Genomic DNA, 24,969 nt, shown 5'->3' on the forward strand with positions numbered 1-24,969 from the left:
TCACTGCGTCGCATGAATGCGGATCGCGACGCCGCTCCGGATGACGTTGCCGCCCTGAAGGCGGCGCCGGCAGCCGAGCGCGCTAAGGGTACGGAGATCGCCGCCGAGCTCGCGGTCGCCCGTGCGAAAGCGTCGGAAGACGCGCCGAGTGGCCAGACCTTCCCGGAGCACCTGAACTCAGGACTGGATAACACTTGGGGGCGAGGTCACGATAAATGTCAGTGGCTAGTTTGATGATGTTGTCGCAGCCGCTACCGCCGGGAATGTCCGAAGTTTTGTGTAAGCGATTTCTGTGAAGGTGGGTTTTGCGTTTGAGACATTGAAAGCTGGCATCGACGGCATGGCCGATAATTCTGCTTGGCCGGACCGAGCGGTCAAGCCCCGAAGCCGCGCAGCGGCGCGCCGCAGGCGCGGGGCTTGACGGCGAAGGTTCGGTCCAAACGATCATGGTCGGCGCCGTGATGTCGGTTGTGATCATCAGCGCGCTGTTCCGGGAAACCGCGCGCCGAAGTGGATGGCGAACTGCCCCATCGCGGCAGTCCATTCAACCGGTCGCCGCCAATAAACGCCAGCGTTCCTGAGGGCGAGATACAACAGCTTGAGCGCCGCCTCGTCGGTCGGGAAGCTGCCGCGGGTCTTGATGATCTTGCGCAGCGAACGATGTAGCGCCTCGACCCCGTTTGTCGTGTAGATCATCTTTCGGATGCCAGGCGCGAAGGCGAAGAACGGCACTACGTGCTCCCACGCTTTGCGCCAGATCTGGCCAATGGCGGGATAGCGCTTGCCCCATTCGGCCTCGAACTCGGCAAGCCTCAGCGCCGCCGCGTCGGCACTCTCAGCCCGATAGATCGCCTTTCGAGGGCAGGATCGCCTTGCGGTCCTTCCAGGAGACGAAGGCAAGGCTGTTACGGATCAGGTGCACGATGCAGGTCTGCACCAGCGTCTGCGGGTAGACCGATGTGATCGCCTCGGGAAACCCCTTCAGCTCGTCGACGACGGCAATCAGGATATCGTTGACGCCGCGCGCCTTGAGTTCGTTGACGACCCGCAGCCAGAATTTGGCGCCCTCGGTCTGCTCGATCCAGAGCCCGAGCGTCCTTCTCGCCATCGGCATTGTAGGCGAGCGCAACGTAGACCGCCTTGTTCTTGACCAGCCCTTCGTCGCGTATCTTGACCCGCAGCGCGTCAAAAAAGACGATTGGGTACACGGCGTCGAGCGGCCGGCTCTGGCATTCCCGGACCTCATCGAGGACGGCGTCGGCCACCCGGCTAATGAGATCGGGCGAGACCTCGGCGCCTTAGAGCTCGGCCAGGTGGCCCTGGATCTCCCGCACCGTCATGCCGCGGGCATAGAGGCTCAGGATCTTGTCGTCGAAACCATCGAACCGGGTCTGCCCCTTGGCGGTCAACTGCGGCTCGAAGCTGCCGGCCCGATCGCGAGGCACGGTAATCTCGATCTCGCCATCCTCCGTCAGGATCGTCTTCGAGCTTGTCCCGTTGCGGCTGTTGCCTGAGCCCCGGCCGGCAGGATCACCCTTCTCGTAGCCCAAATGCTCGGTCAGCTCGGCTCCAAGTGCGCGCTCGATCAAGGCCTTCTTGAGCTGCTTGAACAGCCCATTCTCGCCGGTCAGGTTTTCGGGCTTGCTGTAGTTCGCAAGAAGCTGGTCCAGCAGTTCAGGGGTAATCGTCGTATCGGTGGTCATGTGAGTCTCCAATTAAGGTAAACTCACAGAAACCTCCTTACACATCGTTCCGGACACCCTCCTACCGCCCCGCTCGCAGAGGAGGTCCGTAACGCACAGAGCCGTGGCACGAGCCACTATCGGTCGCAGCTATTTTATCAGACAAGACTCTGCATAAGAGTCGTTGAGGTCCGCGATCGCCTTGCGGATGGCCCCGTTGAGTTCGTCAAGCGAGAAGAAGCGCCGGTTCCGCAGCCGCGCCAGCACAAACCGCTGGACGATCTGCACCGCCACTTCCACCTTCGCCTTGTCGCGTGGTTTGCGCGGACGCGTGGGCAGGATCGCGGTGCCGTAGTGCTCGGCCAGCTCCTGGTAGGTGCGGTTGATGCCCGGCTCATAGCGACAGGTGGCGGTGACGCCGGCCTTCAGATTGTCGCAGACGATCGCCTTCGGCACGCCGCCGATCGCGCGCAACGTATTGGCGTGCAGCCCGATCCAGTCGGCCAGCCCTTCCGACCAACGCGCCTCGGCAAAGGTGTAGTTGGATGCTCCTAGCACCGCGACGAAGACATGGGCCAGCCGCTGCGCGCCGGTCGCGGCGTCGAACACCGGCACCGTGTCGCCCGCGAAGTCGACGAACAGCTTCTCTCCAGGCCCATGCGTCTGCCGCATGGTCGGCGAGATCGCCTCGCTCCATTCCCGGTAGAGATCGCAAAACCGGCTGTAGCCATAGCCGTCGGCGTGCTCCGCGCGATATTCCTCCCACAACAGGAGCAACGTCACGCTGCGCCGCTTCAGCTCCCGGTGCACCGCCTTCCAGTCGGGCAACGGCCGCGCCGGCTTCTCCTCGAATGTCGGCGGCGTGAACAGCCGGCGCTCGAGTTCGCCGTCGTCCATCCCTTCCGGCACCGGCCAGGTGATGCCGATCACGGCAGCCCGCCGCAGATACTCGCCAACCGTCGATCGGCTGATGCCGACCGTGACGGCGATCTGCCGCTCGCTCACGCCAAGGGCGTGCCGCAGTCTCAAAACTTCTCGAACCTTCCGCATCGGCGCTCTCTCGGCGGGCATCAGACCTTCCCTTGCTTGGTCGCAAAGGTGGGCTGGTCCGCGATTCGATCGCCGTCTTCGAGAGCGTCAGGCGGTCTCAACAGGGTGGCCGGCTTCGATCGGAATGGGTGGCCGACTTCCGTCGGAATCGGTGGCCGGATTGCGTCGGAATACTGGAGGGTTCAAATAGGTCCCGCGTCGCAGATCTCGCCGCAAGTCCAGCGCGGGACCTATTTGAAGCTGGATTGAACGAAGCCGCGTCTTGTGAGCGAGGACCTATGGGGGCTCGATCTAGGCGCCGGTAGGCGCGATTGACCCGATGTCGGGCCCGCGAGCGAGTGTGGCCGCAGATTGCCGTTGATATTGGCAGCAGAGGATGCCGGCGTCGATAGCGTCGAACGGCGCGTCAAGCCCAAGCGGCTGACTATCGCCCGTTCGCCGCGCGTTGTGAGCGTGCTTGATCGTTCCGACGGAGAACGTCGGCATGGCGATGCCTGCAGTGGGAGCGAACAAGTCGAGGTAGTCGGTCATGATGTATCGCAGCGAGGTGCTGCGCGTCGCGGCGTTTGCGCACGCGGCACAGGCCCAATCTCGACCATGCGGCCTCCGCAGATGGGGCACAAGTCGAGGCGGTGACCAATGAGGATGGCGCAGCGCTCACGATAGTCGACAGCTTCGGCAGGCGGAGGCGGCTCTGGCGCCTTTAGCGCCGCTCGGATGCGCGCGAGTTTGGCGACGCGGCAGGCGTTCGCCAGGAAGCCAAAATGACGGATGCGGCGAAACCCCTTCGGCAATACGTGGAGCAGAAAGCGACGAAGGAACTCCTCAGTGTCGAGCGTCATCACTTTGGATCTGTTGCCAGCGCGATAATCCTTCCACCGGAAGCGGACGTGGCCCTGGTCACAGGTAAGGAGCCGGCCGTTGGCGATTGCAACGCGATGGGTGTAGCGCCCGAGATAGGCCAGAACCTGTTCTGGTCCGCCGAAGGGACGCTTGGCGTAGACGACCCACTCGACCTTGCGGAGGGCGGTTAGATGGCGGGCGAATGCCGCTGGCTCGACGAGGTGCGCGAGATGGCCGAAGAACTGGAGCTTGGTGCCATTGAACGCCGCCTGCAGGCGCTCCAGGAACAGCCGACGATACAATCGTGACAGGACGCGAACGGGAAGGAAGAAGCCGGGGCGACAATGAACCCAGCTTCCATCAGGGGCGATCCCGCCGCCTGGCACGAGGCAATGGGCATGCGGATGATGCGTCAGGGTCTGGCCCCAGGTATGGAGAATGGCGATCATCCCGGTCTCGGCACCGAGATGCTTCGGGTCGGCGCTGATGAGACGGATCGTCTCGGCTGCTGCCTTGAGCAGGATGTCGTAGACCGCCGTCTTGTTCTGCAGCGCGATGGCGGCCACCGGCGCCGGCACGGTGAAGACGACATGGAAATAGGGGACCGGCAGCAGGTCGGCCTGGCGCTCGGCGAGCCATTGGGCGCGCGCGAGCGCTTGGCACTTTGGACAGTGCCGATCGCGACAGCTGTTATAGGCGACGCGGACCAGGCCGCAGTCGTCGCACCGCTCGACGTGGCCGCCGAGCGTCGCTGTGCGACACGCCTCGATGGCCGCCATCACACGGCGCTGATCGGAGGACAGCCGAGGACCCTGCGCGGCACGGAAGGCGCCGCCGTGGCGGCGGAGGATGTCCGCCACCTCGAGCACGGGGCGCATATGCGCAGCTCAGTCGGGTGGGATCACCCTGACGGAGAGTCCATCGAATGGGCTGGTCGTGCGGGCGAGCAGGTTGGTCGCAACCTGAGCGTAGCGCGCGGTCGATCCCAGGTCGGCATGTCCGAGCAGAACTTGAATGATGCGAATGTCGATCCCGCTTTCCAGGAGATGGGTCGCAAACGAGTGCCGGAGCGTATGGACAGTAATCGGCTTGGCAAGCCGAGCGCGGCGGCGGGCGGCGCGGCAGGCCGCCTGGACGCAGCGGACGCTGACATGTTCACTTGGGTCTTGGCCTGGAAATAGCCACAGCCCCGGTCGGGCTCGCATCCAGTACGTACGCAGAATCTCCAGCAGTCGCGGAGAAAGCATCGCGTAACGATCCCTGCCGCCCTTACCGTTCTCGATGTGGATCAACATTCGCTTGCTGTCGATCGAGCTCACCTTCAGGCGGACGACTTCACTAACCCGTAAGCCAGCCGCATAAGCCGTCGCCAGCACGACGCGATTGCGCACCCCTGTAACCGCGTCCAGGAAGCGCTCGATCTCTTCGGCACTAAGCACGAGCGGGAGCTTGTCGGGCTTCTGGCCACCAATGATCCGCTCGAATGCCTCCGTCTGCCCGAGTGTGACGCCGTAGAAGAACCGCAGCGCGCAGGCCACCTGATTGATGTGGGACCACGAGCGCTTTTGGCCGATGAGATGTAGTTGGTAGGCGCGGACCTGCTCGAAACTCAACCGGTCCGGGGCATAGCCGAAATGGCGGCTAAACTTTGCGATCGCATAGATATAGGATTGTTGAGTCGACGGCGACAGATTGCGGACCGTCATGTCCTCGATCATGCGCTGCCGAAGAGGGCTCATCGTAGCCATCTGGGTCTCCTGTCTTGAGAGGGGTGGTGCGAAGACCAACATCCTCTCAGACAGGACACCTCAGTTCAGCAGGTTTGCCCCCTACTGCCGCGTAGCGGGTTCGTTCAATCAGTGGCCGGCTTGCATCGGATTACGCATGCTGGGGCCGGCAGCCATGGCGACGGGCGACGTCTGTGACAACCGCCCCCAGCTCGAGGCTTTCCGCGGCAATCTGTGCCTTCAATTCATCCGGCCACCGCTTGCGACCTGCGCCAGCGAACACTTCAATACGCGGTGACAACGGTCGTCTTATGGTAAGCGCGAATTTCTCCGCACCTTTTGCTTTTGAGTGCCGTGATGCATGAGGTGTCCACCAAAATAGGTGGACACTGAACCTCCTCCGAATGAGTGGACACCTGTAGTAGGCTCGTTGAGCCCGGAGGTGTCGAATGGAACGTCAACGTCGGTCGTTTACCGAGGATTACAAGCGTCGGGCCGCCGAACTGGTCGCGTCGAGCGGTCGCTCGATCGGGTCGGTTGCTAAGGAGCTCGGTCTGCGGGATTCGGTGCTGCGACGGTGGGTAGATAAGCTCCGGCAGGAGCCGGGATCGGCGGCGTGGCGACCCACCACGCAGGCGACGCCGATGCCGGCGGACCAGGCTTCGGAGATCGCCCGCCTACGTCAGGAGAACGAACGGCTGCGCATGGAGCGCGACATTTTAAAAAACTGTCCAGCGTCGTGGCGCGCCTGCGCGGAATAGAAACAGCCTTGTGCTATCCTTTAGCTCGGAGGGTAGCGGCCGTCAGCTTATTGGAGGCGCTGTCCCCGTTAAAAAACGTGGTCCATGGGCGCATGCGGACTTGAGAGTGGTGACGCCGTTTCGACGGCGATCCCGATTAGGAAGATGACAAATTGGCATAGCCCTGACCCTCCAGCCCATCATCGGACGGAGGAGTTGCGATGCCTAACAGGACAACCGACCGCGGCCCGGACCTAAAGCTGGTCAACCTCGGCGCGGCCCTATCGATATCGGATCAAAGATGCACATGGCCGCGGTAAACCCGGCCTGCACCGACAAGCCAGTGCGTGCATTCGGCACATTCACGCAAGACCTGCATGAACTGGCGGACTGGTTCAAGATGTGCGGCGTGACCAGTGTCGCGATGGAATCCACTGGGGTCTATTGGATCCCAGTCTACGAGATCTTAGAACAGCGCGGGTTTGAGGTCATTCTGGTCAACGCGCGGTACGCCAAGAATGTACCTGGCCGTAAAACCGATCTCAGCGATGCCGCTTGGTTACGCCAGCTCCACTCCTATGGCCTGTTACGGGGCAGCTTCCGACCCGATGCCGAGATCGCAACGTTGCGAGCCTATCTACGCCAGCGCGAGCGGCTCGTGGAATATGCTGCCGCCCATATCCAACATATGCAAAAGGCTCTGATGGAGATGAACCTGCAGCTCCATCATGTTGTGTCGGATATCACCGGCGCGACCGGCATGCGGATTATCCGAGCCATTGTTGCAGGCGAACGCAATCCCGACGTCCCGGCAACCTATCGGGACGTGCGCTGCCACTCATCGATCGAGACGATCCGCGCAGCGCTCGTAGGCAATGACCGCCACGAACATGTTTTCGCGTTAGCTCAATCACTGGAGCTCTACGACGTTTATCAGGCAAAGATGCTCGACTGTGATCGCAAGCTCGAAGTCCTGATCAGTGCATTGAACACCAAAGGAGCAAGACCGGTCGGAAACCTAGCCAAGCCGCGCGTAAAGACCAAGCAGGTCAACACCCCCACCTTCGATGTCAGGACCGCACTGTACAGAGTGCGGGGCGTCGATTTGACTGAGATCCACGGGTTGGGTCCGTCGCTCGCATTGAAGCTCATTGGCGAGTGCGGTATCGATCTAACGGCATGGCCGAGCGCCAAACACTTCACTTCCTGGCTCTGCCTCGCACCCGGCAACAAGATCTCCGGCGGCAAGGTGCTGTCTTCGCGCACACGGAGATCTTCAAGTCGCGCAGCTGCGTTGTTGCGTTTGGCAGCCACAACCGTGGGGCGGAGCGAGACAGCGCTGGGAGCATTCTATCGCCGGTTGTCAGCACGTGCGGGTAAATCGAAGGCGGTGACGGCGACGGCTCGCAAGATTGCGGTTTTATTCTACAACACACTCCGGCACGGCATGAGCTACAAGGATCCTGGCGCCGACCAATATGAGCAGCAATATCGTAGCCGCGTCCTCGCCAACCTACAGCGCCGGGCGAAATCGCTAGGCTTCGTGTTGCAGGCCATCCCGGGCGACGCCAATCCGGCTGTTTCTTAGGAAGTCGATCGCGATCTTCGTCGGAACCCGGACATGAGCTTCCGCTTCATCGAAGACCATCGCGAGACCTATCCGGTCCGCCTGATGTGCGCCGTGCTCGAGGTCTCGCCGGCCGGCTATTACGCCCGGCGCGAGCGCCCGGTGAGCGAGCGGGCAAAATCAAATGCCACGCTCCGGGCAGCGATCCGGCTGGTCCATCAAGACAGCAGCGGACGCTACGGCAGCCCCCGCGTCCATGCCGCCCTGCGGGCGCAGGGCCGTGGTCCCAGTCGCGGTCGAATTGAACGGATGATGCGTCGGTACGGTATTCGCGCCATCATGGCACCGCCGCGCCGTGTGCGCACCACCGACAGCCGCCACGGTCTGCCGATCGCACCGAACCTGATCGCGCGGGACTTCACCGCGGAAGACCCGAACCGGGTCTGGCTCGCCGATATCACCTATATTCCGACCGCTGAAGGTTGGCTGTATCTGGCGGCCGTCATGGACCTGTTCAGCCGAAAGATCGTCGGCTGGGCCATGCGGGATCATATGCAGGTCGAACTTGCATCTGCCGCCCTGACGATGGCGATCCAGCAGCAACTCGCGCTCAAGTCCAGAGCGATATCTTCGCCTTCATCGAGGGCTTCTACAACCGAACCAGGCTCCATTCCGCCATCGGATATATCCCCCCGATCGAAATGGAGCTAAAAGCCGCTTAACCCGTCCACTTTTTCGAGGGAAGATCAGGATCGCTTATTATGGGCAATACACCCGCTCAGCGCTTTATCCGTTGGCGCGCTACATCAACCAGACGTTAGGTATTTGGTTGAAGCGAAAGTACAAGCGCTTCCATCACCGTTTAGGACGCGCGCGTCTCTTCCTGGAGAAGATCGTGCGTGAGAACCGCAGGCTCTTTGTGCATTGGCAACTCGGCGGTGGCGGCAAGCTTGCCTGATGGGAGCCGGGTGAGGCGAGAGTCTCACGCCCGGTTCTGCGAGAGGCTGGAGGTGAAATCCCTCCGGCCTACTCACCCCACCATCCGGATCCTGGCGAAGGGCAAATGCACGACCGGCCGGATCTGGACGTATGTGCGGGATGACCGGCCGTTCGCCGGGCCTGCGCCGCCGGCGGCGGTCTATTATGCCTCGGGCAACCGACGGGGCGAACATCCTCAGAGGCATCTGGCCGCCTTCGCCGGCATTCTGCAGGCGGATTGCTATGGCGGCTTCGAGCCGTTGTTCGATCCAAAAAGGAAAGCAATGCCGATCACTCCGGCATTTTGCCTGGCCCATGCGCGGCGGGGATTCTTCGAGCTGGCTGACATCGAGAAAGCCGCCCGGGAAGGCAAGGGCAAACCGGTCTCCCCGATCGCGCTGGAGGCGGTCAGGCGTCTTGACGCCCTGTTCGAGATCGAGCGCGCCATCAACGGCCGTGGTGCCGACGAGCGGCGTGCTGTGCGCCAGGAGCGGAGCAAGCCGCTGCTCGACGACATGCACGCCTGGCTGCTCCGCGAGCGAGAAAGCCTCTCCCGCTCCGCCGAGGTCCTGAAGCCCATGAACTACATGCTCAAGCGCTGGGACGGCTTCGTCCGCTTCCTCGACGATGGCAGGATCTGCTTGATCAACAATTGCGCTGAGCGTGCATTGAGAGGCATTGCCTTGGGAAGGCGCAACTGGACCTTCGCTGGCAGCCAACGTGGCGCCGACCGTGCCGCTATCATGCTGACGATGATCACGACCTGTCGCCTCAACGACGTCGATCCCAAGGCTTGGCTCGCCGACGTCCTCGCCCGGATCGCCGATCTTCCCACCTCGCGTCTGCGCGAACTGCTGCCCTGGGAATGGAAGCTCCTTCACCAAGCCGGCAAGTCCGCCGATCAGCAAGCCGCCTGACCTTCACGCAACGCCATCGTAGAACTCGCCGTGCTCGCGCGCATGCGTCAATCAGGCGGCCTTCGTCGTATGCGTACGCTCCTCAAGCGGTGGAATTGGTGAAAGCTCCTGTCGCGGCTTAGCCCCGGCGGATACCGACAGGCTTGGCACCACGATCGATGATTTCGGCGCGAAAGCCGTCGCCGTCGTACCCTTTGTCACCAATGAGGGCAGACATCGGTGGCGCGAGTTCCAAAAGGGCCGGCGCTGCGGCTATATCTGCATCCTGGCCTGGAGTGAGATGAAATGCGCAAGGTCTGCAGTCAGGGTCGCTCAGCGCATGGATTTTCGTGGTCCGCCCACCGCGCGAGTGGCCGATCGCTTGTTCATGCTCCCCCCCTTTTCCGCCGCTCGCCGAGCGATGCGCTTGATCGAGGTGGAGTCGATGGATAAAGTCACGCCGTCCTTGCCACAGCGGGCGAGCGCTTCAAAGATCGCCTGCCAATGTCCACGCTTGGCCGAGCGATTGAACCGATTGTAGATCGTTGTGTAAGGACCGTAGTCGGGCGGACAATCGCGCCAGCGTGCGCCGCACTGAAGCATGTGAATGATACCGCTGATGATGCGCCGATCGTCATCGCGCGCCGGGCCGGTCTGGTTCATCGGCAGATGCGGCTCTATCTGAGCCCACTGCTTGTCGTTAAGCCAAAACAGCCCTTTGCGCATCGAAGTCCCCCGTGCCGAATCAACTCGGTGCGAGGGAATCAGAACCGGCTAATTAGGTACAGACCCTAAATCCAAAGATCAAATCGCTCAAGCGGCGCGCTGCACGGGGGTCCGTCAGTGGCGAACAAAACACGCTTGCTTAGATCCATAATGATGGCGGAAAGGGTACTATTCGGATACTGCGTATCCTGGTTCGGGTGACAGCAAATGGATGCCGGGTAAGAGAAATGGTCTTTGAGGCCCAACAAAATATGATCCACATCCACCTGCCCGAGCCTTGAGCGCAGATGTCGACCAAAGCGACGGGACCGAAACGGACTGTCGGGCACAAAGCGCTCCCATTCTGAAGGTATTCGTGTTCCCGGCTCAAAATGATTTGCGTGTGAAATTACCCCATCCTCAGGATAAATGTACCGTTTGTCATTGGGGGAGCTCTCAATGTTGATAATCTCGCCATCAGCATGGCCAATCAGGTAGTTCATAGAGATGTTTCGATCAGCGCGGATAATCGCGCTTATCGCGCGGTCGAATGTCGGCGCCTGAAGGATGGACCGGCACCTCAGCTTAAACGGGGCGGTCATGAGTGCCGAGCCATCAATAGGCGAAACCAAGCTGTTGCAGACTAGCCCGATCCCAGCTTCATTCAGTCCCGCTATGGGGCCGGCGCAGCCTGCTTCGAAGATGCCCAGCCATTGCGGGTTAGCGGGCGTCACTACTTTGCCTACAAAAAGGGTGCCCCGAACTGCCGCTTGCCCATCGATCGTTTGCGCCAGCATTGTTGTATTTTGCGCGGTTACCTCGGGCATTAATCCGGCAGACGTGCAGCCATCCAAAATCCCATACGATAGATCGGCGGCTCGACGTGCCATCAGGCGTAGCCAAATCTCATGCCGGACGTTAAGCATCACAACCGTATAGAGGGGCATAAAGGCAGCGTCGGCAATTCCCCTCAGCTCTTCAACGTAGTCGGGTCGTAGATCTTCAAGGAAGCGCAACCAACCAGTTGCTTCAGCTTGAATTTGCGCAAGATTAGTTCCGTTAGCGCAAAAGCGTTTTAAATAAAAGTCAGCATTGGCCGCGATTTCCGATCGCATCAGCTCTCCTTGCTGCTGTCCCCTTTCGCGGGGTATCGCAGTAAAGACGGTAAGCTTAAGACTCATTGAAAGATCTCCTTGCATTGGTATGTCCGCTTCTACGCGGTGGGCGGAGCGACGCGATAACTCGGATCGAAGTCGTGAGCCTTGTACGGTGACCCGGATGGTGTATAGAGATCCGATGGAGAGGCTGCTGGTAGCTGAAGTGCTTGGCACGCTCATTAACTCACAAGCGTATGGCATCTAGTCTAGAGAGCGGCAATCGGTGGGGCGTTAGCTCAAGACCTTCGTCGCCGGTATTGTTCCGGCCCGCAGCCCGCAAATGCAACGACGTTAGACGATCAGTTCAGGTCCGGCGTTACGTCTAACAATTGCTTAAGTTCATAGCCTGTCATCCAGAACAGCCAATCGTTAGCGACGATATTCTCTTGCACCAGGTGAATGTCTGCTCCGCCTGGTTCATTGTGAACCGGATCATAGACGTTCTTATCCAACGACCACCGCCCAGCTAGGCCACAGAGAAAGTCGGGAGCCCACATCGCAAGACTGACGCCACGCATAGTCCCCGTCATGATCTTGAGCAGGCCCGAGCCCCTGAAGTCGGGGCGGATCCAGATATCCCCGTGGTACACCACTTTACCTGTAATGCTGCGCGCCATCTGAGCAGTACAAACGCAGCGATCTTCAGGATGTGCATCTATCGTCGGATTCGCATAGAAGAACTTCAGCGTTTCGAGGTGTGCTGCAAGGGTGGTTTGCGACAGGTCATAGAAGCGCGCGGCCTCGACGAGCGCCACTTTGTTTTCCTTATCAAAACCCACAAGCCAATACCCTTCGCCCGTTCGAATCGGTGAGCGGTCTGGCCGAAAGATGGGATAAGTATTGGGTTTGTCTGCTAGCGAGGCTGTGATCGCGATGTACTCGTTGAAATCACACCCAATGGAAAGCCTGATGCCCATTTTCGCGGCCGCGTCATCGTAAACCTGGAGAAAGCGCAGCAAGGGATTCAAGGTGTATGTCATATTTGTTAGTCCTCTGTGTGAGGCTGGTTGTATCCTTTTATCGATCCTCACTGCTCGGCCGCAAGAGATTCCTGCCTATCTACTCTTGTAGGGTGAGTGATCTAGGCCGACCGCTCGTAGCTAGGAAACGTTCTCTTCCTGGATTGCCTAAGGAAAACCATGCTGTGAAAGCGACGGCCGTGCGGACGGCATGTCCTATCGTTAGGAGCAATAGGATTGAGGCGACGCCGATCCTATGCCAGGATCATGCGTAAACTCGGCGTGAGCCGCAACGAGCTGTTCGCACAGATCGACAAGCCGGCGCTCAACGCCCTGCCGCCGATGCCATATCAGTATGCCGAGTGGAAGAAGTGCCGAGTCGCGCCCGACTATCACGTCGAGATCGCCGGTCACTACTACTCGGTGCCCTCGCGTCTGATCCGCGAAGAGCTCGAGGCGCGCGTCACCGACAGGACGGTCGAGATCCTGCACAAGGGCAGCCGGGTTGCCAGCCACGCCCGCTCTGACGTACCCCAATGCCACACCACGATCCCGGAGCACATGCCGAGCGCGCACCGGCGTTATGCCGAATGGACCCCGGCGCGGATCAAGCGAGAAGCCGCCAAGATCGGCCCTGCCACGATCGCTCTCGTCGAAGCAATCATGAAAGCCAAACCACACCCCGAGCAGGGCTTCCGGGCTTGTCTCGGCATTTTGCGGCTCGCGCGCAGCTACGGCTCGGCCCGCATCGAGGCCGCCTGCCAGCGTGGCAACGACATCGGCGCGACCACCTACGGCTCGATCAAGTCGATCCTGCAGCACGGGCTCGATCGCGCCTACGCCAACGAGAGACCGCCAGACGGCCCACCGATCCGACACGGCAATATCCGCGGCACCGATTACTACCAGTGAAGAAAGGAGAGACGATGTTGACACATCCCACCCACGACCGCCTCGTCGCGCTCGGGCTTACCGGCATGGCGAAGGCCCTCGACGAACAGCAGCGACAACCCGACATTGCCGCGCTGGCCTTCGAGGAGCGCCTCGCACTGCTCGTCGACCGTGAAGCGACCGAGCGCGAGAACAAGCGGCTGGTTGCTCGGTTGCGGTTCGCAAGTCTCCGGCAGAACGCCGTCGTCGAGGATATCGACATGAAGGCGCCGCGCGGGCTCGACAAGCCGCTGTTCCAAAAGCTCGTCGCTGGCGAGTGGATCGACCGGCATCAGAACCTGCTCATCATCGACCCGACCGGCGTCGGCAAGAGCTGGATTGCTTGCGCCTTGGGCCACAAGGCCTGCCGGGACAACCGCTCCGTGCTTTATCAACGGCTGCCGCGGCTGTTCGAGGCGCTCACTCTCGCGCGGGGCGACGGCCGCCACGCTCGCCTGCTCAGGACCCTGGCGCGCGTCGAGCTTCTGGTCCTCGACGACTGGGGACTTGCCCCGATGACTGCCGAGCAGCAACGCGACCTGTTGGAGATGATGGAGGATCGCCATGGCCGCGGCTCGACCTTGGTGACAAGCCAGCTCCCGGTCGAGCATTGGCACGAGCTCATCGGCAACCCAACCATTGCCGACGCTATCCTCGATCGCCTCGTACACAACGCCCACAGGCTCAATCTCAAGGGCGAGAGCCTGCGCAAAGCCGCCGCCAAGCGTCAGACGCTTGACGACGAGCCCGCCAACTGACCTGATGACGACGTCGTCGCGAGACCCCGCCTCGGCAGGCGGCCGGGATCATCGGAATCCACGGCCGGCTTCAATCGGTACAGGCGGCCGGCTTCGCCCGGAATCCGCGGCCGACTTCGTCGGAATACGCACCCAGCAGGTGCACGACTGGCGACGCCGGGCACGTTTGGGCCAGTTGGTGCTGCCGACTTCGGAGACGCTGTCGTTCGTGCCGGTGGTATCGGAATCGGCGCTACCGGCGGCCGCAGAGCCGACCAGGTCGCCGGAAGCAGCCATTGTGACGGTTGAGCTCCAGGGAGCACGCGTGGAGGTGCGGGGGGCGCCTGGCCTTGCTGTGTTGAGCGACGTGTTCTTAGCGCTTCGACGGACACGTTCATGCTGACGCCGCCCGCGAGCCTCATGCTTTACGTGGCGACGCAACCTGTAGACTTCAGAAAAGGTGCGGAGGGCTTGGCGCTGTTGGCGAAGGAGACGCTGGGCCATGACCCGATGAAGGGTGTGCCGGTGGTGTTCCGTGCGATGCGCTCTAACCGGGTGAAGATCGTCGTCTGGGATGGCAGCGGCCTTGTGATGTACTGGAAGCGGCTCGATGGCAGCGGCTTCAAATGGCCTCACATTGTGGCCGGCGTGATGCGGATGAATGCCGCCCAGCTGTCGGTGCTTCTGGCTGGCATGGATTGGACGCGCATGCATGCGCCTCGCGACGCACCGCCGAAAGCACTTGCGTAAAGATACAAATCTTCGCTGCATCGGGGCGCGAAGCATGGCAGACTCGGGGCAATGAGTGATTTGCCTGATGAACTGCCGAGCGATCCGGCCGAGTTGCGGGTCTTTGCCGCGGCTCTGCTGGATCGCTGCGCCAGGCTCGAGCGGTTGCTCAAGCTTGCAAAAGATGCGCAGTTCGGTCGGTCCTCGGAAAAGCTGGACGCTGATCAGCTGCAGTTTGTTCTGGAGGATATCGATCAGGCCGTCGCCGCCCTCGAAGCAGCCGAAGATCGCCCCAATCCCAGAGTTTGCGAGAAGAGAGCTGCCGCGCGCAGAGCCAACAGGGTTTAACTTCCGTGGCATTTGCCGCGCATCGTCGAAATCCTGATGCCAGCGGAGACCAGTTGCCCGTGTTGTAACGGCGACCTCTTCGAGATCAGTCACGATGAGAGTCAGAGGCTCGATGTCGTTCCGGCGCAGTATCGCGTCATCGTAACCCGCCGGCCCAAGCTGGCCTGCCGCGCCTGTCACGGCGTCGTCCTCCAGCAGGCTGCGCCCGAGCGACTGATCAGGGGAGGATTGCCCACCGAGCGGCTGGTCGCGCATGTGATCGACGCCAAGTATCATTGGCATTTGCCGCTTTACCGCCAGGCGCAGATGTTGGCGACCCACGGAATAGCGCTGGATCGTTCCACGCTCGCCTTCTGGGTCGGCTATGCGGCCCAGGAATTGAAGGCATCGTCTGCGCCAGCTTCTGCTCGCCTCCTCGAAGCTCTGTGTCGATGAGACTCCCGCACCGGTGTTAGATCCGGGGCGCGGCAGGACGAAAACTGGCTACTTCTGGGCGCTGTCACGCGATGACAGGCCCTGGGCCGGACCTGACCCACCTGGGTGGTTTACGCTTATGCACCGGGCCGTGGAGCCGTCCGGCTTGAGGCTGCTCGAAGGCTATCGCGGCATCATCCACTGCGACGGAGCTTACAAGACGATGATCCGAGAGAGGCGTGCGGACGCCCTGTCCGGGACGCTCGCCTTCTGGTCGCATCTGCGGCGCCAGTTTGTGAAGATCGAGCGCGAGGCTTCGCCGGCGCCAGCTCCGGTTGCCCGCCAGGCTCTTGAACGCATCGCCCAGCTTTACGCAGTCGAGAAGGCCCTCCGCGGCCGATCGGATGCGGAGGGCTGTGCCGGCAGGCAGGCGCATGCTCGGCCTCTCGCTACAGCCTTGAAGCAGTGGGTTGAGGCCAAGCTTGATCACCTTGCACCGAAGAGCGACACGGCGAAGGCCTTGCGTTACGCGCTCCGTCATTGGAGCGGCCTGACACTCTACCTTGATGACGGGCGCATCGAGATGGACACGAATGCTGTCGAGCGTGCGATGCGGCCGATCAAGCTCAACGCCAAGAACTCTCTTTTTGCCGGGTGCGACGAGGGCGCCGAGGATTGGGCAGTCCTGGCTTCGTTCATTGAGACAGCCCTATGCCGCGCGCGGCATAGGGCTGTTTATGCCGCCCGCCGAACTATGCCGAGTCGGGTCGTTTTCCCCAGATTTCTGGCTGACCGGCGTTTGGTCGGTTCGGCATAGTTCGTTCTGTGCCTCCGCTTTCAACAGCGGAGAACAGGAAGATGGAAGTTGAAAAGTACTTGGGCAGAAGCCGGCTGTACCGGCGTCTCAGAAGCGGGCCGCACGGACAACTCGTCGAGCGCTACGCCGCTCGTCTCATCGAAGAGAGGCTCGTTCGGCACGGCACGTGGCGTTGCCTCAACGTGGTTGGCGGGCTCCTGAGTTGGATGGCGGGCCGTCGCTACAAGCTGGTCGATCTCGATGAGCAGGTCGTTGAGCGGTACCTCCGGCATCGAGGCGGAAGGCAGTCTATCCAACCCGGTGACCGGGCCGCGCTCAAGCGATGGCTGTCGGTGCTGCGCGAGGAAGGCGTGATCGCGCCGTCGGTGCTGCCGCCTCTCACCCCGCACGAACGGATCTTCAAGGAGTTCGATGCCTACCTGCGATCAGAGCGCGGCTTGGCCCCGAGGTCCATCGTCCGCCATCTCCCGGTCATCCGCAGGTTCCTGCACGAGGTGTGCTCCGGCGGCGCCGCCCTGGGCAAGATCAGCCAAGAGGACGTGATCCGCTACATTGAGCGCCACGCCCAGGATTGGAGCCCGGGAACAGGCAAGGCGATGTGCTGGTCGTTGCGCGCCTTTCTCCGTTACCTCCACCATCGGGGGCTGAACGCGCGCCCGTTGGCGGATTGCGTTCCATCGATGCGGCGATGGAAGCTCGCAACTCTGCCGACCTATCTGCCTGCGGCACAGGTGCGGAAGGCTCTCGACGGTTGCGACCGAGAGACAGTGATGGGACGGCGGGACTACGCCATTCTGTTGTTGCTAGCCAAGCTCGGCCTGCGGGCCGACGAGGTCGCGACGCTCACCCTTGATGATATCGACTGGCGCGCCAGCGAGATACTCGTTCGCGCCAAGGGCCGACAGCGTGCACGGATGCCGATACCGCCAGACGTTGGCGCGGCCATCGTTGCATATCTCCGCAATGGCCGCCCAAAGTCGTCGTGCCGACGATTGTTCGTCCGTACGCTCGCGCCACACGTCGGCTTTGCTTCCGGATGTGCGATCACCATGATCGCCAAGGCCGCTCTCGATCGCGTTGGAATCGAAGGTTGCGCACATCGCGGCGCCCATATCTTCCGACACAGTCTCGCTACCGAGCTTCTCCGATCTGGCGCCACCTTGTCGGAGATCGGACAGTTGCTGCGGCACGAGAACCACGACACTACCCGGATTTACTCGAAGGTCGACATCGATGCGCTGAGAACATTGAGCCTGCCCTGGCCGGGAGGCGTGCAATGACCAATCTGCGCGCCGCACTCGATAAGTACCTGAGCATGCGCAAGGGTTTGGATACAAGTACGAGCACCAGACCCGTCGGCTCGCCGACTTCGTCGCCTTCATGGAGAAGCGCAAGGCGAGGATCATCACGACGAAGCTGGCCATGGAATGGGCAACGCTGCCGCCCGATCGTCATGCATCCTGGGCGCTGCGATTGAGCGACGTGCGCGGGTTCGCGCGCCATGTCGCCAACTTCGACCCGAGAACGGAGGTGCCGCCCGTCGGCATGCTGCCCGGATGGAAGCGCGCCAAGCCCTATGTTTACAGCGACGCGGAGATCGATGCGTTGCTGACGGCAGCGCTGGCTCTGCCACCAGCGGACGGGCTGCGCCGATGGACCTACCATGCCTTGTTCGGGCTGATCGCGGTGACGGGCATGCGTATATCCGAGGCGATGGGCCTGGAGCGTGATGACGTCGACCTCGACGCCGGCGTGCTGACGGTCCGGCTGACCAAGTTCGGCAAGTCGCGGCTCGTGCCATTGCATCCGACGACGAGAACCGCGCTGCGCGACTACGCCCACCGGCGCGATGCGCTGCTCGGGTCACGCTGCGGCTCGACCTTCTTCGTTGCCGAACAGGGAGGCCGCTTGCTGCACCAGTACGTTCATCGCGTCTTCTGGCGATTGTCCAGAGAGATCGGGCTGCGGCGCCCAGGTGATCGTACCGGGCCACGCGTGCATGACTTCCGTCATCGCTTCGCCATCCGGACGCTGCTCAACTGGTATCGCGAAGGCAAGAACGTCGAGCAACAACTCCCAGTGCTCTCCACTTACCTCGGCCACGTCTGCGTGCGCGACACTTACTGGTATCTCTCGGCCTGCCCCGAGTTGATGGAGGAAGCCGCGCGGCGTCTCGATCGGCGATGGGAGGTGACGCCATGAAGCCCGCTTGCAATGTCGCCACGTTGATCGAGCGCTTCTTCACCGAGCGCCTCATGCGCCAGCGCAATGTTAGCGGCAACACGATCGCCTCCTACAGAGACACGTTCCGGCTGCTGTTCATGTTCGCTCGGGTGCAGCTGCGCAAGTCCCCATCGGCCCTGACGCTCGCCGATCTGGATGCAACGTTCATCGGCGCGTTCCTCACCGATCTCGAGGTAACGCGCGGCGCCAGTGCGAAGACGCGTAACCTGCGTCTGACGGCCATCCGATCCTTCTTCAGGTTCGTGTCCTTCGAGGAACCGGCACACAGTGCGCTGATCCAGCGCGTGCTCGCCATACCGAGCAAGCGTCACGACAAGCGAAAGGTGCACTTCCTGACGCGCCCCGAGATCGAGGCGGTTCTCGCAGCGCCCGATCGAACGACGTGGCTTGGCCGCCGCGATCACACCTTGCTGTTAGTCGCGGCCCAGACAGGCTTACGCCTCTCAGAGCTGACTGGCCTTGACCGGGATGCCGTCCACCTCGGGTCTGGCGCACACGTGCGATGCGTCGGTAAAGGGCGGAAGGAGCGGACCACTCCGCTGACCACACTCGCTCGGTGTGCGCTCCAGGCATGGCTCAAGGAACCGTTGCGGAAAGGAGCAACAGCGTTGTTCCCGAACGTGCACGGGGGCCGGCTCAGTGCCGACAGCGTCCAGTCCCTGCTGGGAAAGCATGTTCGTGTCGCTCACAAGAGTTGCCCGTCTTTGAAGGCCAAGAGCGTGTCGCCGCACGTGCTGAGGCACAGCGCTGCGATGGAACTGCTGCAAGCCGGCGTCGACTGTTCTGTGATCGCGCTGTGGCTCGGTCATGAATCGGTCGAGACGACGCAGACGTACCTGCACGCCCACCTCGCCCTCAAGGAAGCTGCCCTGGCGAAGCTCAAGCCGTACGAGCGCGGCAAGCTAACCCGCTTCCAGCCGAACGACCGCCTGCTCGCCTTTCTGGAGGCGCTCTGAACGACCAGACTATGCCGAATGGAATGGGGCTGCCCTGCACGCGATCGGCGGTGCCAGCGTGACAACGGCGTGCCATACCAACTCCGTTCGGCATAGTTCGGCGGGCGGCATAAACCTGTAAGCTCAATGGCGTCAGTGCCGAGCACTGGCTCGCTGATGTTCTCGCCAATCTCGTCAATGGTTGGCCTGCGGCGCGACTGGACGAACTGCTCCCTTGGGCATCGATCTACACGATGCTTCCATACGATCCGAGGCTGGCGGCATGAGCCTGAACACGACCGCGGTCCGGATCAAGGTGACCTCAAGGACGTGAAACCGGAGGTGATGCGTCGCCTCGTCGTACCCGTCACCCTGCGCTTGGATCGGCTGCATCTGTCGCTTCAGGCGGCATTTGGCTGGACGAACAGCCACCTCTTCGAGTTCTTCGCTGGTGAGGTCCGTTGGGGGATTCCAGATCCTCACAACGATTACGCCCACCAGCCCATGGATGCCAGCAAAGCGCGGCCTTGCGATGTCGTTCGCGAGACTGGCGCCAAGACGATCCATTATCTCTATGACTTCGGCGACAGCTGGGACCATGTGATCAAGCTCGAAAAATGGTTCGAGAACACCACGACGGAGGGACTTCCCTTCTTGCTCGAAGCCGCCGGTCGTTGTCCTCCGGAAGACGTCGGCGGTGCGCCGGGTTATGCCGAATACCTTGAAGCCATCAGAGACCCTGCCCATCCGGACCACGAACATATGCGCCTCTGGGGTCCGGCGCGGTTCGATCCCAACATCGTCGACCGGAAGGCGCTCGAAGCCGCCGTCAACGCGCTGTCCGACACATGGAAACCGCGGCGACGCGCGACGCGAACAAAATAGGCGTCAAGGGCCAGTCAAAAGCCGCAGAACTGCGCTTACGGTTAAGGCAACGCAGCCGCGGATAAAATGTCCTCCAAATTTCGTAGTCCGATTCGCGGCGCATTGATCAGAACAGCCATGTTTCCGGGCCTGTGCTGATTCTTCCACATCTTCGTATGCGCTCGCGCAACTTCCTCCCACGGCAGGACCTCGCTCATACTCGGGTCGATTCGGCGATCGAGCACAAAACGGTTCGCAGCATTTGCCTGTTTGAGATTCGCGAAATGAGAACCTTGAATTCGCTTCTGGCGCATCCAGATATAACGGGCATCGAAGGTAAGATTGAAACCTGTTGTGCTGCCGCAAACGACTACCATGCCACCGCGCTTTACGACGATCGTCGAGACGGGGAATGTTTGCTCACCTGGATGCTCGAACACAATATCGATATCGCGCTTTCCAGTAACATCCCAAATTGCCCTTCCAAACCGCCGCACCTCCTTGAGCCAAGGCCCGTATTGAGGTGAATTTACTGCCGGCATAGGGCCCCAGCAATTGAATTCAGTGCGGACTATAACACCCTTTGCACCAAGCGATCTTACATAATCGGCCTTAGTCCGATCGGAAACGACTCCGATTGCATTGGCGCCGCATGCTGTTGCAAGCTGCACTGCAGATACCCCGAGCCCGCCCGTAGCACCCCAAATCAGCACGTAGTCGCCAGCCTTTAGAATGTGCGGCGGGTGTCCGAACAACATCCGGTAAGCCGTTGCAAGCGTTAGCGTGTAGCAACAGGCCTGCTCCCAGCTGAGGTGAGCTGGCTTCGGCATCAATTGCCGTGGCTGCACGCGGCAGAACTGGGCGTAAGAACCATCAGGCGTCTCGTATCCCCAGATCCTCTGGGAAGGTGAGAGGAGCGGTTCGCCACCATTGCAATCCTCATCATCCCCGTCGTCCTGATTGCAGTGGATGACCACCTCGTCCCCAACCCTCCACCGGCGCACCCTTGCTCCTACCGCCCAAACCACTCCAGCCGCATCCGATCCGGCCACATGATAGGAGCATAGGTGCACATCAAAGGGGGACATCGGCGCCCCTAACGCCGCCCACACTCCGTTATAGTTGATGCCTGCAGCAGCGACCATGACCAATACTTCATCCTCGCCGATCGGCCAAGTCGGCACCACTTCTACCAGCATCGAACTCTCTGGCGGCCCGTGGCGCTCGCGCCGTATGGTCCACGCGTACATACGTTCGGGAACGTGTCCGAGGGGCGGCACTTCGCCGACCTTGTACAAATCCTTCTGGCGGGAGGCCTGTCGTGATGTATTGGGGTCCAACTTCAACTCCTCTGCGCTGTGATGTGGTGCGCGGGCAGAGTGCTCTCCGCCTTAGTACAGTCGTCGGCCTGCGCAGCCTCTCCAAGCAAGCAGCAATTAACGTGCCGCCACAGTGAGAGGAGTAGACGGAGGCAAACGCTTAACGTGGACACGATGCAAACGGGACAGCTTCACCTTGCACCAGGATCGTCGACCGCGCCTGTCGAGGCTGCACGAAACGCTTCCATTGGAGACTTCGACTTCTAAGTCTATCTGCCACCATCCTAGCACTACGACGTCGGTAAGTCGGAGTGGACACCTCATCGAACGGTAGACCCATCCAGCCGCTTCGTCGCGGCCACAGTCAGCGTAGAGAGGACCAATCAACCCTTCTGTCATCGCGCATCCCGAACTGACGACCTTGCGACAGAGGAGATCCATGACGGCAACCAATTGTAGCTAGCGACCCTCAAGCCGAGGGCCCACGGGCAGAACAGTGCCTTTTCAGATGCGGGGTTTTGTTCCGTCTCGAGTCCTCTCAAATCCTGCGTCCTGACTTCTCCCAATAAGGATCTTTCAGCAGCCTCTTGAATAACTTGCCAGACTCTTCACGCGGAAGGCTGGTCCGGATCTCGATTATTTTCGGAATCTTGTAGTCCGCCAACACCGTCTTCAACTTCTCGCGGATGTCATGGACTCTAAGCACCTCCCGTCGGCGCGGTTCGATCACCGCCATCAGTGCCTCGCCAAAGTCCGCGTCCGGAACGCCAAACACAGCACAGTCTTGAACGCCCGGTATCATATGGAGAGCCGCTTCGATCTCCGCGGGATAAATGTTGACACCGCCTGAGATTACAACCTCCCGTTTTCGGTCACAAAGAAATACATATCCATCAGCGTCGATATAACCGAGGTCACCGGAAGCAGTGAAACCGTCGTCATCGGCCTCGGCAGAGCTCCCAGGTCGATTGTGGTACTTGAACCGTGGGTACCATACGTTGCGTGAACAGATTTCTCCTATTTGTCCGGCCGACAATTCTCTTCCGTCTGCACCAATCACACGCAGCTGAACGTGCTCTAGCGGCTTGCCGACCGTTCCCGGCTTTGCAAGTGATTCTCGCGAACTCGCAAATGTTACCGCACCGGCCTCCGTCGAGCCGTAGAACTCGCATATAATGGGGCCCCACCAATTTATCATGGCATTCTTCACGATCGGGGGGCAGGGCGCAGCCCCGTGGACTACGTGTCGCAAGGACGCGAGATCATAGCTTCGTCGAATACTGTCGGGCAGCTGCAGAAGGCGAATAAACATAGTCGGCACCATCAAGATGGTGTCGATCCTCTCCGCCTCTATCAGCCGCAACAACTCTTCAGGCTCGAACCGCGGCATCAGCACAAGCGCACCACCGCGGCGGCTGAACCACATTCCAAATAAATTCGGCGCTGAATGATAAAGCGGGCCTGGGAGTAGCGCGCGAGTGCCAGATCCATAGACTATGGCTCGCATTTCCTCCAATCCGATCGCCTGCTCGCTGGTTGGTGGGCTACGACGCACGCCTTTAGGACAACCAGTCGTTCCTGAGGTGTAGATCATCGTCATCGGCTGCCGCGCGGGCGCTCCTGCAAAGAGCGGCTGATCCGCTATCCACTCTTCAAAATCCCGCGCGAAGTGCGGCACTTTGAGGCGCGTCCCTTCAATCTTGTACGCCTCTGCTACTTCGGGCGGCGTCGGAACGCTTAGAATTGGCAATCTGCTAGCGAGATCGGCATCCAACAAATGCAAGAGGTCCGCGTGGCCTATTAGCAAACGTGCTCCACAGTCGGCCAGAATGTACCCGATCTCCTGTCGCTTGAAATGCCAGTTTACAGGTACTGCAAGGGCTTCGGCTCTCATGATCCCATCGGTAACTTCGACGAATGCGATATCATTCCGCATTAAGATGCATACACTGTCCCCTTTCCCAATGCCGAAGCGCTTGAGCCCCCCAGCAACGCGAATTGCGCGATCTGAAACCTCAGAATGACGGCGGCGCCTCTTACCTGAGATAATACCCCGAAATCGTTTAGACGGCTGATACATCGCTCTTCCTTTAGTGGAGAAGGGCGACGTCGACGATCCGGCCGTTGGCTGGACATGCCCGAGACACGTGCCCTGCCTTGCCTCAGAGCAAAGCGCGTGCCGATTTCATACAAATTGGGACAGTGTAGAAACGCAAGAGACACCTCAGCTGCTCTGACAACTACTATGCTTTTTCTGACACTCGTGTTTGTCCGCCGCACGCGGGTACCTTTTCATCCGGCTTCACCACTCTGGAGCCCGCGTCGACATTATGGCAAGGCGCGTCGGCCCCCTTTTCCTGCAACACAAGCTCGCAATCGGAGAACTAAACTCAATCCCATTCGATGTGTTGGAATCGGCTTACTGACCGGCGACGACTTATCTGATGTCGGTCCACAGACTTGGTTGTCCCAATATCGCGATCATGATGATGATGGAGATCGACCTGAAGTCGCTGACGAGGGTCGAAATACAGTGCAGGCTAGCTGCGAACCCGGGTCGTGTTGGCTTTCTTGCAGAGGGCAGAACCAGAAGGAGACGACCACATGGACCTGAAGTCCGAAATGGGAGAAGTGGCGGCGCCCGATTCCCGCATCGAAGCCGGTGATCGCGCGAGGGAAACTGCCCCAAGACGACCAACCATCGGAGTTTTCGCGGCACGGTAAAGGCCAGCGGCGGCCGGTATCGACATGCACCGCATTCGCCGGCCTTCCGGCTCCCCGCGCCTCGGATCAGAGAGATTCAGGCTCGACCGATCCGTACGTCTTGATCGACATTCGCGATGCCGTCGGATTTTAGGGCTCCCCAAGGATCGTTTCGTGTGCGGACACACAGTAGTAGCCTCAAGTCATGCTTTGGGCCGCAGCGCGCCGATGTTGCCGATGCGTCCTGGCCACCCAGCCGCAAGGAGCCATGACTACAAGCTGCATGGCGCCAAATCGCTATTCACGTTTAACATTGCGAGGCAAACGCCGAACTGGCACTGCGAATAACCCGAAAGAAACACCTAGATACTACTCAGTAACTGGTTTCAAGTTATTATTACAGCCGCCTCAGGCTTTGAACCGCAGGAGGTCATGGCCCGAAGCTGACTTGAGGCTTTAATCGTTAGGTTGTTTGGACCACAAAGAGTTGACCGTGACACTCTGCGCGGCTGGTTGGATTGACCGCAAGTGCCAGCCCTGAGTGACCCAGCAGCCCCGCTCTTCCCAACGGGGACTGTCGCAGATGCGACAGCTGTCCGCCTCATGGCGCCTTCCCTTCGGCAAA

At 60.8% G+C, this 24,969-nt stretch carries 20 protein-coding genes and 6 pseudogenes; 15 read left to right on the top strand and 11 right to left on the bottom strand.

The window, feature by feature from the left end; genetic code table 11:
- Positions 1–477 precede the first annotated feature (477 nt).
- The 6 genes and pseudogenes from XH91_RS35835 to XH91_RS35860 all read right to left on the bottom strand — a co-directional run bounded on the left by XH91_RS35835 (position 478) and on the right by XH91_RS35860 (position 5,585).
- Positions 478–1,703, bottom strand: a pseudogene (locus XH91_RS35835) (IS256 family transposase).
- Positions 1,704–1,832: 129 nt separating this feature from the next.
- Positions 1,833–2,732, bottom strand: a complete 900-nt coding sequence (gene istA / locus XH91_RS35840; protein WP_164934314.1) for an IS21 family transposase — start codon at positions 2,730–2,732, stop codon at positions 1,833–1,835.
- Positions 2,733–3,023: 291 nt separating this feature from the next.
- Positions 3,024–3,263, bottom strand: coding sequence for a hypothetical protein (locus XH91_RS35845; protein ID WP_128929832.1), 240 nt, complete (start codon positions 3,261–3,263; stop codon positions 3,024–3,026).
- On the bottom strand, positions 3,260–4,453 hold the full coding sequence (locus tag XH91_RS35850) for an IS91 family transposase (RefSeq protein ID WP_128929833.1): 1,194 nt from the start codon (positions 4,451–4,453) through the stop codon (positions 3,260–3,262). The genes XH91_RS35845 and XH91_RS35850 overlap by 4 nt, the downstream gene beginning before the upstream one ends.
- Before the next feature lie 9 nt (positions 4,454–4,462).
- Entirely contained in the window at positions 4,463–5,323 is an 861-nt protein-coding gene (locus XH91_RS35855; RefSeq protein WP_164935788.1) for a tyrosine-type recombinase/integrase, read from the bottom strand.
- Between the two features lie 130 nt (positions 5,324–5,453).
- Complete coding sequence (locus XH91_RS35860; RefSeq protein WP_371746382.1) at positions 5,454–5,585, bottom strand: transposase; 132 nt, start codon at positions 5,583–5,585, stop codon at positions 5,454–5,456.
- A 166-nt stretch (positions 5,586–5,751) separates the two neighbouring features.
- Here XH91_RS35860 and XH91_RS35865 point away from each other — a divergent pair, with 166 nt between their 5' ends.
- The 5 genes and pseudogenes from XH91_RS35865 to tnpC (XH91_RS35880) form a co-directional block, all read left to right on the top strand.
- A complete protein-coding gene (locus tag XH91_RS35865; protein ID WP_128929863.1) occupies positions 5,752–6,063 on the top strand; it encodes a transposase in 312 nt (103 codons plus the stop codon).
- Positions 6,064–6,325: 262 nt separating this feature from the next.
- The gene (locus tag XH91_RS35870; RefSeq protein WP_128929864.1) at positions 6,326–7,630 is read left to right on the top strand and encodes an IS110 family RNA-guided transposase; all 1,305 of its coding nucleotides are present in this window, start codon (positions 6,326–6,328) and stop codon (positions 7,628–7,630) included.
- Positions 7,631–7,663: 33 nt separating this feature from the next.
- Positions 7,664–8,320 (top strand): IS3 family transposase, encoded by a 657-nt coding sequence (locus XH91_RS35875; RefSeq protein ID WP_128929865.1) that lies wholly within the window; start codon positions 7,664–7,666, stop codon positions 8,318–8,320.
- Positions 8,321–8,402: 82 nt separating this feature from the next.
- A complete protein-coding gene (locus XH91_RS39180) occupies positions 8,403–8,567 on the top strand; it encodes a hypothetical protein (RefSeq protein WP_164934318.1) in 165 nt (54 codons plus the stop codon).
- A 79-nt stretch (positions 8,568–8,646) separates the two neighbouring features.
- A pseudogene (gene tnpC / locus XH91_RS35880) lies at positions 8,647–9,504 on the top strand (IS66 family transposase); the annotation flags it as partial.
- A gap of 136 nt (positions 9,505–9,640) precedes the next feature.
- Here tnpC (XH91_RS35880) and XH91_RS35885 read toward each other — a convergent pair.
- From XH91_RS35885 to XH91_RS35895, 3 genes and pseudogenes are all read right to left on the bottom strand, one after another.
- Positions 9,641–10,209 (bottom strand): annotated as a pseudogene (locus tag XH91_RS35885) (IS5 family transposase); the annotation flags it as partial.
- A gap of 65 nt (positions 10,210–10,274) precedes the next feature.
- On the bottom strand, positions 10,275–11,369 hold the full coding sequence (locus tag XH91_RS35890; RefSeq protein ID WP_164934298.1) for a C45 family autoproteolytic acyltransferase/hydrolase: 1,095 nt from the start codon (positions 11,367–11,369) through the stop codon (positions 10,275–10,277).
- 275 nt (positions 11,370–11,644) lie between these two features.
- Positions 11,645–12,325, bottom strand: coding sequence for a hypothetical protein (locus tag XH91_RS35895; protein WP_128929867.1), 681 nt, complete (start codon positions 12,323–12,325; stop codon positions 11,645–11,647).
- 246 nt (positions 12,326–12,571) lie between these two features.
- Here XH91_RS35895 and XH91_RS35900 point away from each other — a divergent pair, with 246 nt between their 5' ends.
- The 10 genes and pseudogenes from XH91_RS35900 (at position 12,572) to XH91_RS35940 (ending at position 20,343) form a co-directional block, all read left to right on the top strand.
- Positions 12,572–13,216, top strand: a complete 645-nt coding sequence (locus tag XH91_RS35900) for a transposase (RefSeq protein WP_128929868.1) — start codon at positions 12,572–12,574, stop codon at positions 13,214–13,216.
- A gap of 14 nt (positions 13,217–13,230) precedes the next feature.
- The gene (istB, locus tag XH91_RS35905; protein ID WP_128929869.1) at positions 13,231–13,992 is read left to right on the top strand and encodes an IS21-like element helper ATPase IstB; all 762 of its coding nucleotides are present in this window, start codon (positions 13,231–13,233) and stop codon (positions 13,990–13,992) included.
- A gap of 375 nt (positions 13,993–14,367) precedes the next feature.
- Positions 14,368–14,721, top strand: coding sequence for an IS66 family insertion sequence element accessory protein TnpB (gene tnpB, locus XH91_RS35910; protein ID WP_128929870.1), 354 nt, complete (start codon positions 14,368–14,370; stop codon positions 14,719–14,721).
- Between the two features lie 51 nt (positions 14,722–14,772).
- Positions 14,773–15,048, top strand: a complete 276-nt coding sequence (locus XH91_RS39720; RefSeq protein ID WP_232995629.1) for a transposase — start codon at positions 14,773–14,775, stop codon at positions 15,046–15,048.
- 36 nt (positions 15,049–15,084) lie between these two features.
- Positions 15,085–16,279, top strand: a pseudogene (gene tnpC, locus XH91_RS35915) (IS66 family transposase).
- Between the two features lie 41 nt (positions 16,280–16,320).
- Positions 16,321–17,559 carry a tyrosine-type recombinase/integrase gene (locus XH91_RS35920; protein ID WP_128929871.1) on the top strand — a complete coding sequence of 413 codons (1,239 nt, stop codon included), beginning with the start codon at positions 16,321–16,323 and terminating at the stop codon, positions 17,557–17,559.
- A pseudogene (locus XH91_RS35925) lies at positions 17,556–18,481 on the top strand (tyrosine-type recombinase/integrase). Before XH91_RS35920 ends, XH91_RS35925 begins: the two are co-directional and overlap by 4 nt.
- A complete protein-coding gene (locus XH91_RS35930; protein WP_128929872.1) occupies positions 18,478–19,479 on the top strand; it encodes a tyrosine-type recombinase/integrase in 1,002 nt (333 codons plus the stop codon). The pseudogene XH91_RS35925 and the gene XH91_RS35930 overlap by 4 nt, the downstream one beginning before the upstream one ends.
- A 113-nt stretch (positions 19,480–19,592) precedes the next feature.
- Positions 19,593–19,745 (top strand): annotated as a pseudogene (locus tag XH91_RS35935) (transposase domain-containing protein); the annotation flags it as partial.
- 43 nt (positions 19,746–19,788) lie between these two features.
- A complete protein-coding gene (locus XH91_RS35940) occupies positions 19,789–20,343 on the top strand; it encodes a plasmid pRiA4b ORF-3 family protein (RefSeq protein WP_232995630.1) in 555 nt (184 codons plus the stop codon).
- A 41-nt stretch (positions 20,344–20,384) separates the two neighbouring features.
- On the opposite strand, the gene ccrA is transcribed toward XH91_RS35940, so the two are convergent.
- Together ccrA and XH91_RS35950 are read right to left on the bottom strand one after the other, a co-directional pair.
- Positions 20,385–21,662 (bottom strand): crotonyl-CoA carboxylase/reductase, encoded by a 1,278-nt coding sequence (gene ccrA, locus XH91_RS35945; RefSeq protein ID WP_232995631.1) that lies wholly within the window; start codon positions 21,660–21,662, stop codon positions 20,385–20,387.
- A gap of 517 nt (positions 21,663–22,179) precedes the next feature.
- Positions 22,180–23,721, bottom strand: coding sequence for an acyl-CoA synthetase (locus tag XH91_RS35950; RefSeq protein ID WP_128929873.1), 1,542 nt, complete (start codon positions 23,719–23,721; stop codon positions 22,180–22,182).
- Positions 23,722–24,969: the final 1,248 nt, after the last annotated feature.

It is taken from the genome of Bradyrhizobium guangzhouense, assembly GCF_004114955.1.
Classification (GTDB): Bacteria; Pseudomonadota; Alphaproteobacteria; order Rhizobiales; family Xanthobacteraceae; genus Bradyrhizobium; species Bradyrhizobium guangzhouense.

What these genes read in the sequence shown, in the direction of transcription:
- XH91_RS35875 (WP_128929865.1), top strand. Translation starts at nt 7,664, where the DNA reads ATGAGCTTCCGCTTCATCGAAGACCATCGCGAGACCTATCCGGTCCGC.
- XH91_RS39720 (WP_232995629.1), top strand. Translation starts at nt 14,773, where the DNA reads ATGAGTGATTTGCCTGATGAACTGCCGAGCGATCCGGCCGAGTTGCGG.
- XH91_RS35845 (WP_128929832.1), bottom strand. Translation starts at nt 3,263, where the DNA reads ATGACCGACTACCTCGACTTGTTCGCTCCCACTGCAGGCATCGCCATG.
- istA (WP_164934314.1), bottom strand. Translation starts at nt 2,732, where the DNA reads ATGCGGAAGGTTCGAGAAGTTTTGAGACTGCGGCACGCCCTTGGCGTG.
- tnpB (WP_128929870.1), top strand. Translation starts at nt 14,368, where the DNA reads ATGCTGACGCCGCCCGCGAGCCTCATGCTTTACGTGGCGACGCAACCT.
- XH91_RS35850 (WP_128929833.1), bottom strand. Translation starts at nt 4,453, where the DNA reads ATGCGCCCCGTGCTCGAGGTGGCGGACATCCTCCGCCGCCACGGCGGC.
- XH91_RS35930 (WP_128929872.1), top strand. Translation starts at nt 18,478, where the DNA reads ATGAAGCCCGCTTGCAATGTCGCCACGTTGATCGAGCGCTTCTTCACC.
- XH91_RS35865 (WP_128929863.1), top strand. Translation starts at nt 5,752, where the DNA reads ATGGAACGTCAACGTCGGTCGTTTACCGAGGATTACAAGCGTCGGGCC.
- XH91_RS35950 (WP_128929873.1), bottom strand. Translation starts at nt 23,721, where the DNA reads ATGTATCAGCCGTCTAAACGATTTCGGGGTATTATCTCAGGTAAGAGG.
- XH91_RS35855 (WP_164935788.1), bottom strand. Translation starts at nt 5,323, where the DNA reads ATGGCTACGATGAGCCCTCTTCGGCAGCGCATGATCGAGGACATGACG.
- XH91_RS35895 (WP_128929867.1), bottom strand. Translation starts at nt 12,325, where the DNA reads ATGACATACACCTTGAATCCCTTGCTGCGCTTTCTCCAGGTTTACGAT.
- XH91_RS35900 (WP_128929868.1), top strand. Translation starts at nt 12,572, where the DNA reads ATGCGTAAACTCGGCGTGAGCCGCAACGAGCTGTTCGCACAGATCGAC.
- XH91_RS35920 (WP_128929871.1), top strand. Translation starts at nt 16,321, where the DNA reads ATGGAAGTTGAAAAGTACTTGGGCAGAAGCCGGCTGTACCGGCGTCTC.
- XH91_RS35890 (WP_164934298.1), bottom strand. Translation starts at nt 11,369, where the DNA reads ATGAGTCTTAAGCTTACCGTCTTTACTGCGATACCCCGCGAAAGGGGA.
- istB (WP_128929869.1), top strand. Translation starts at nt 13,231, where the DNA reads ATGTTGACACATCCCACCCACGACCGCCTCGTCGCGCTCGGGCTTACC.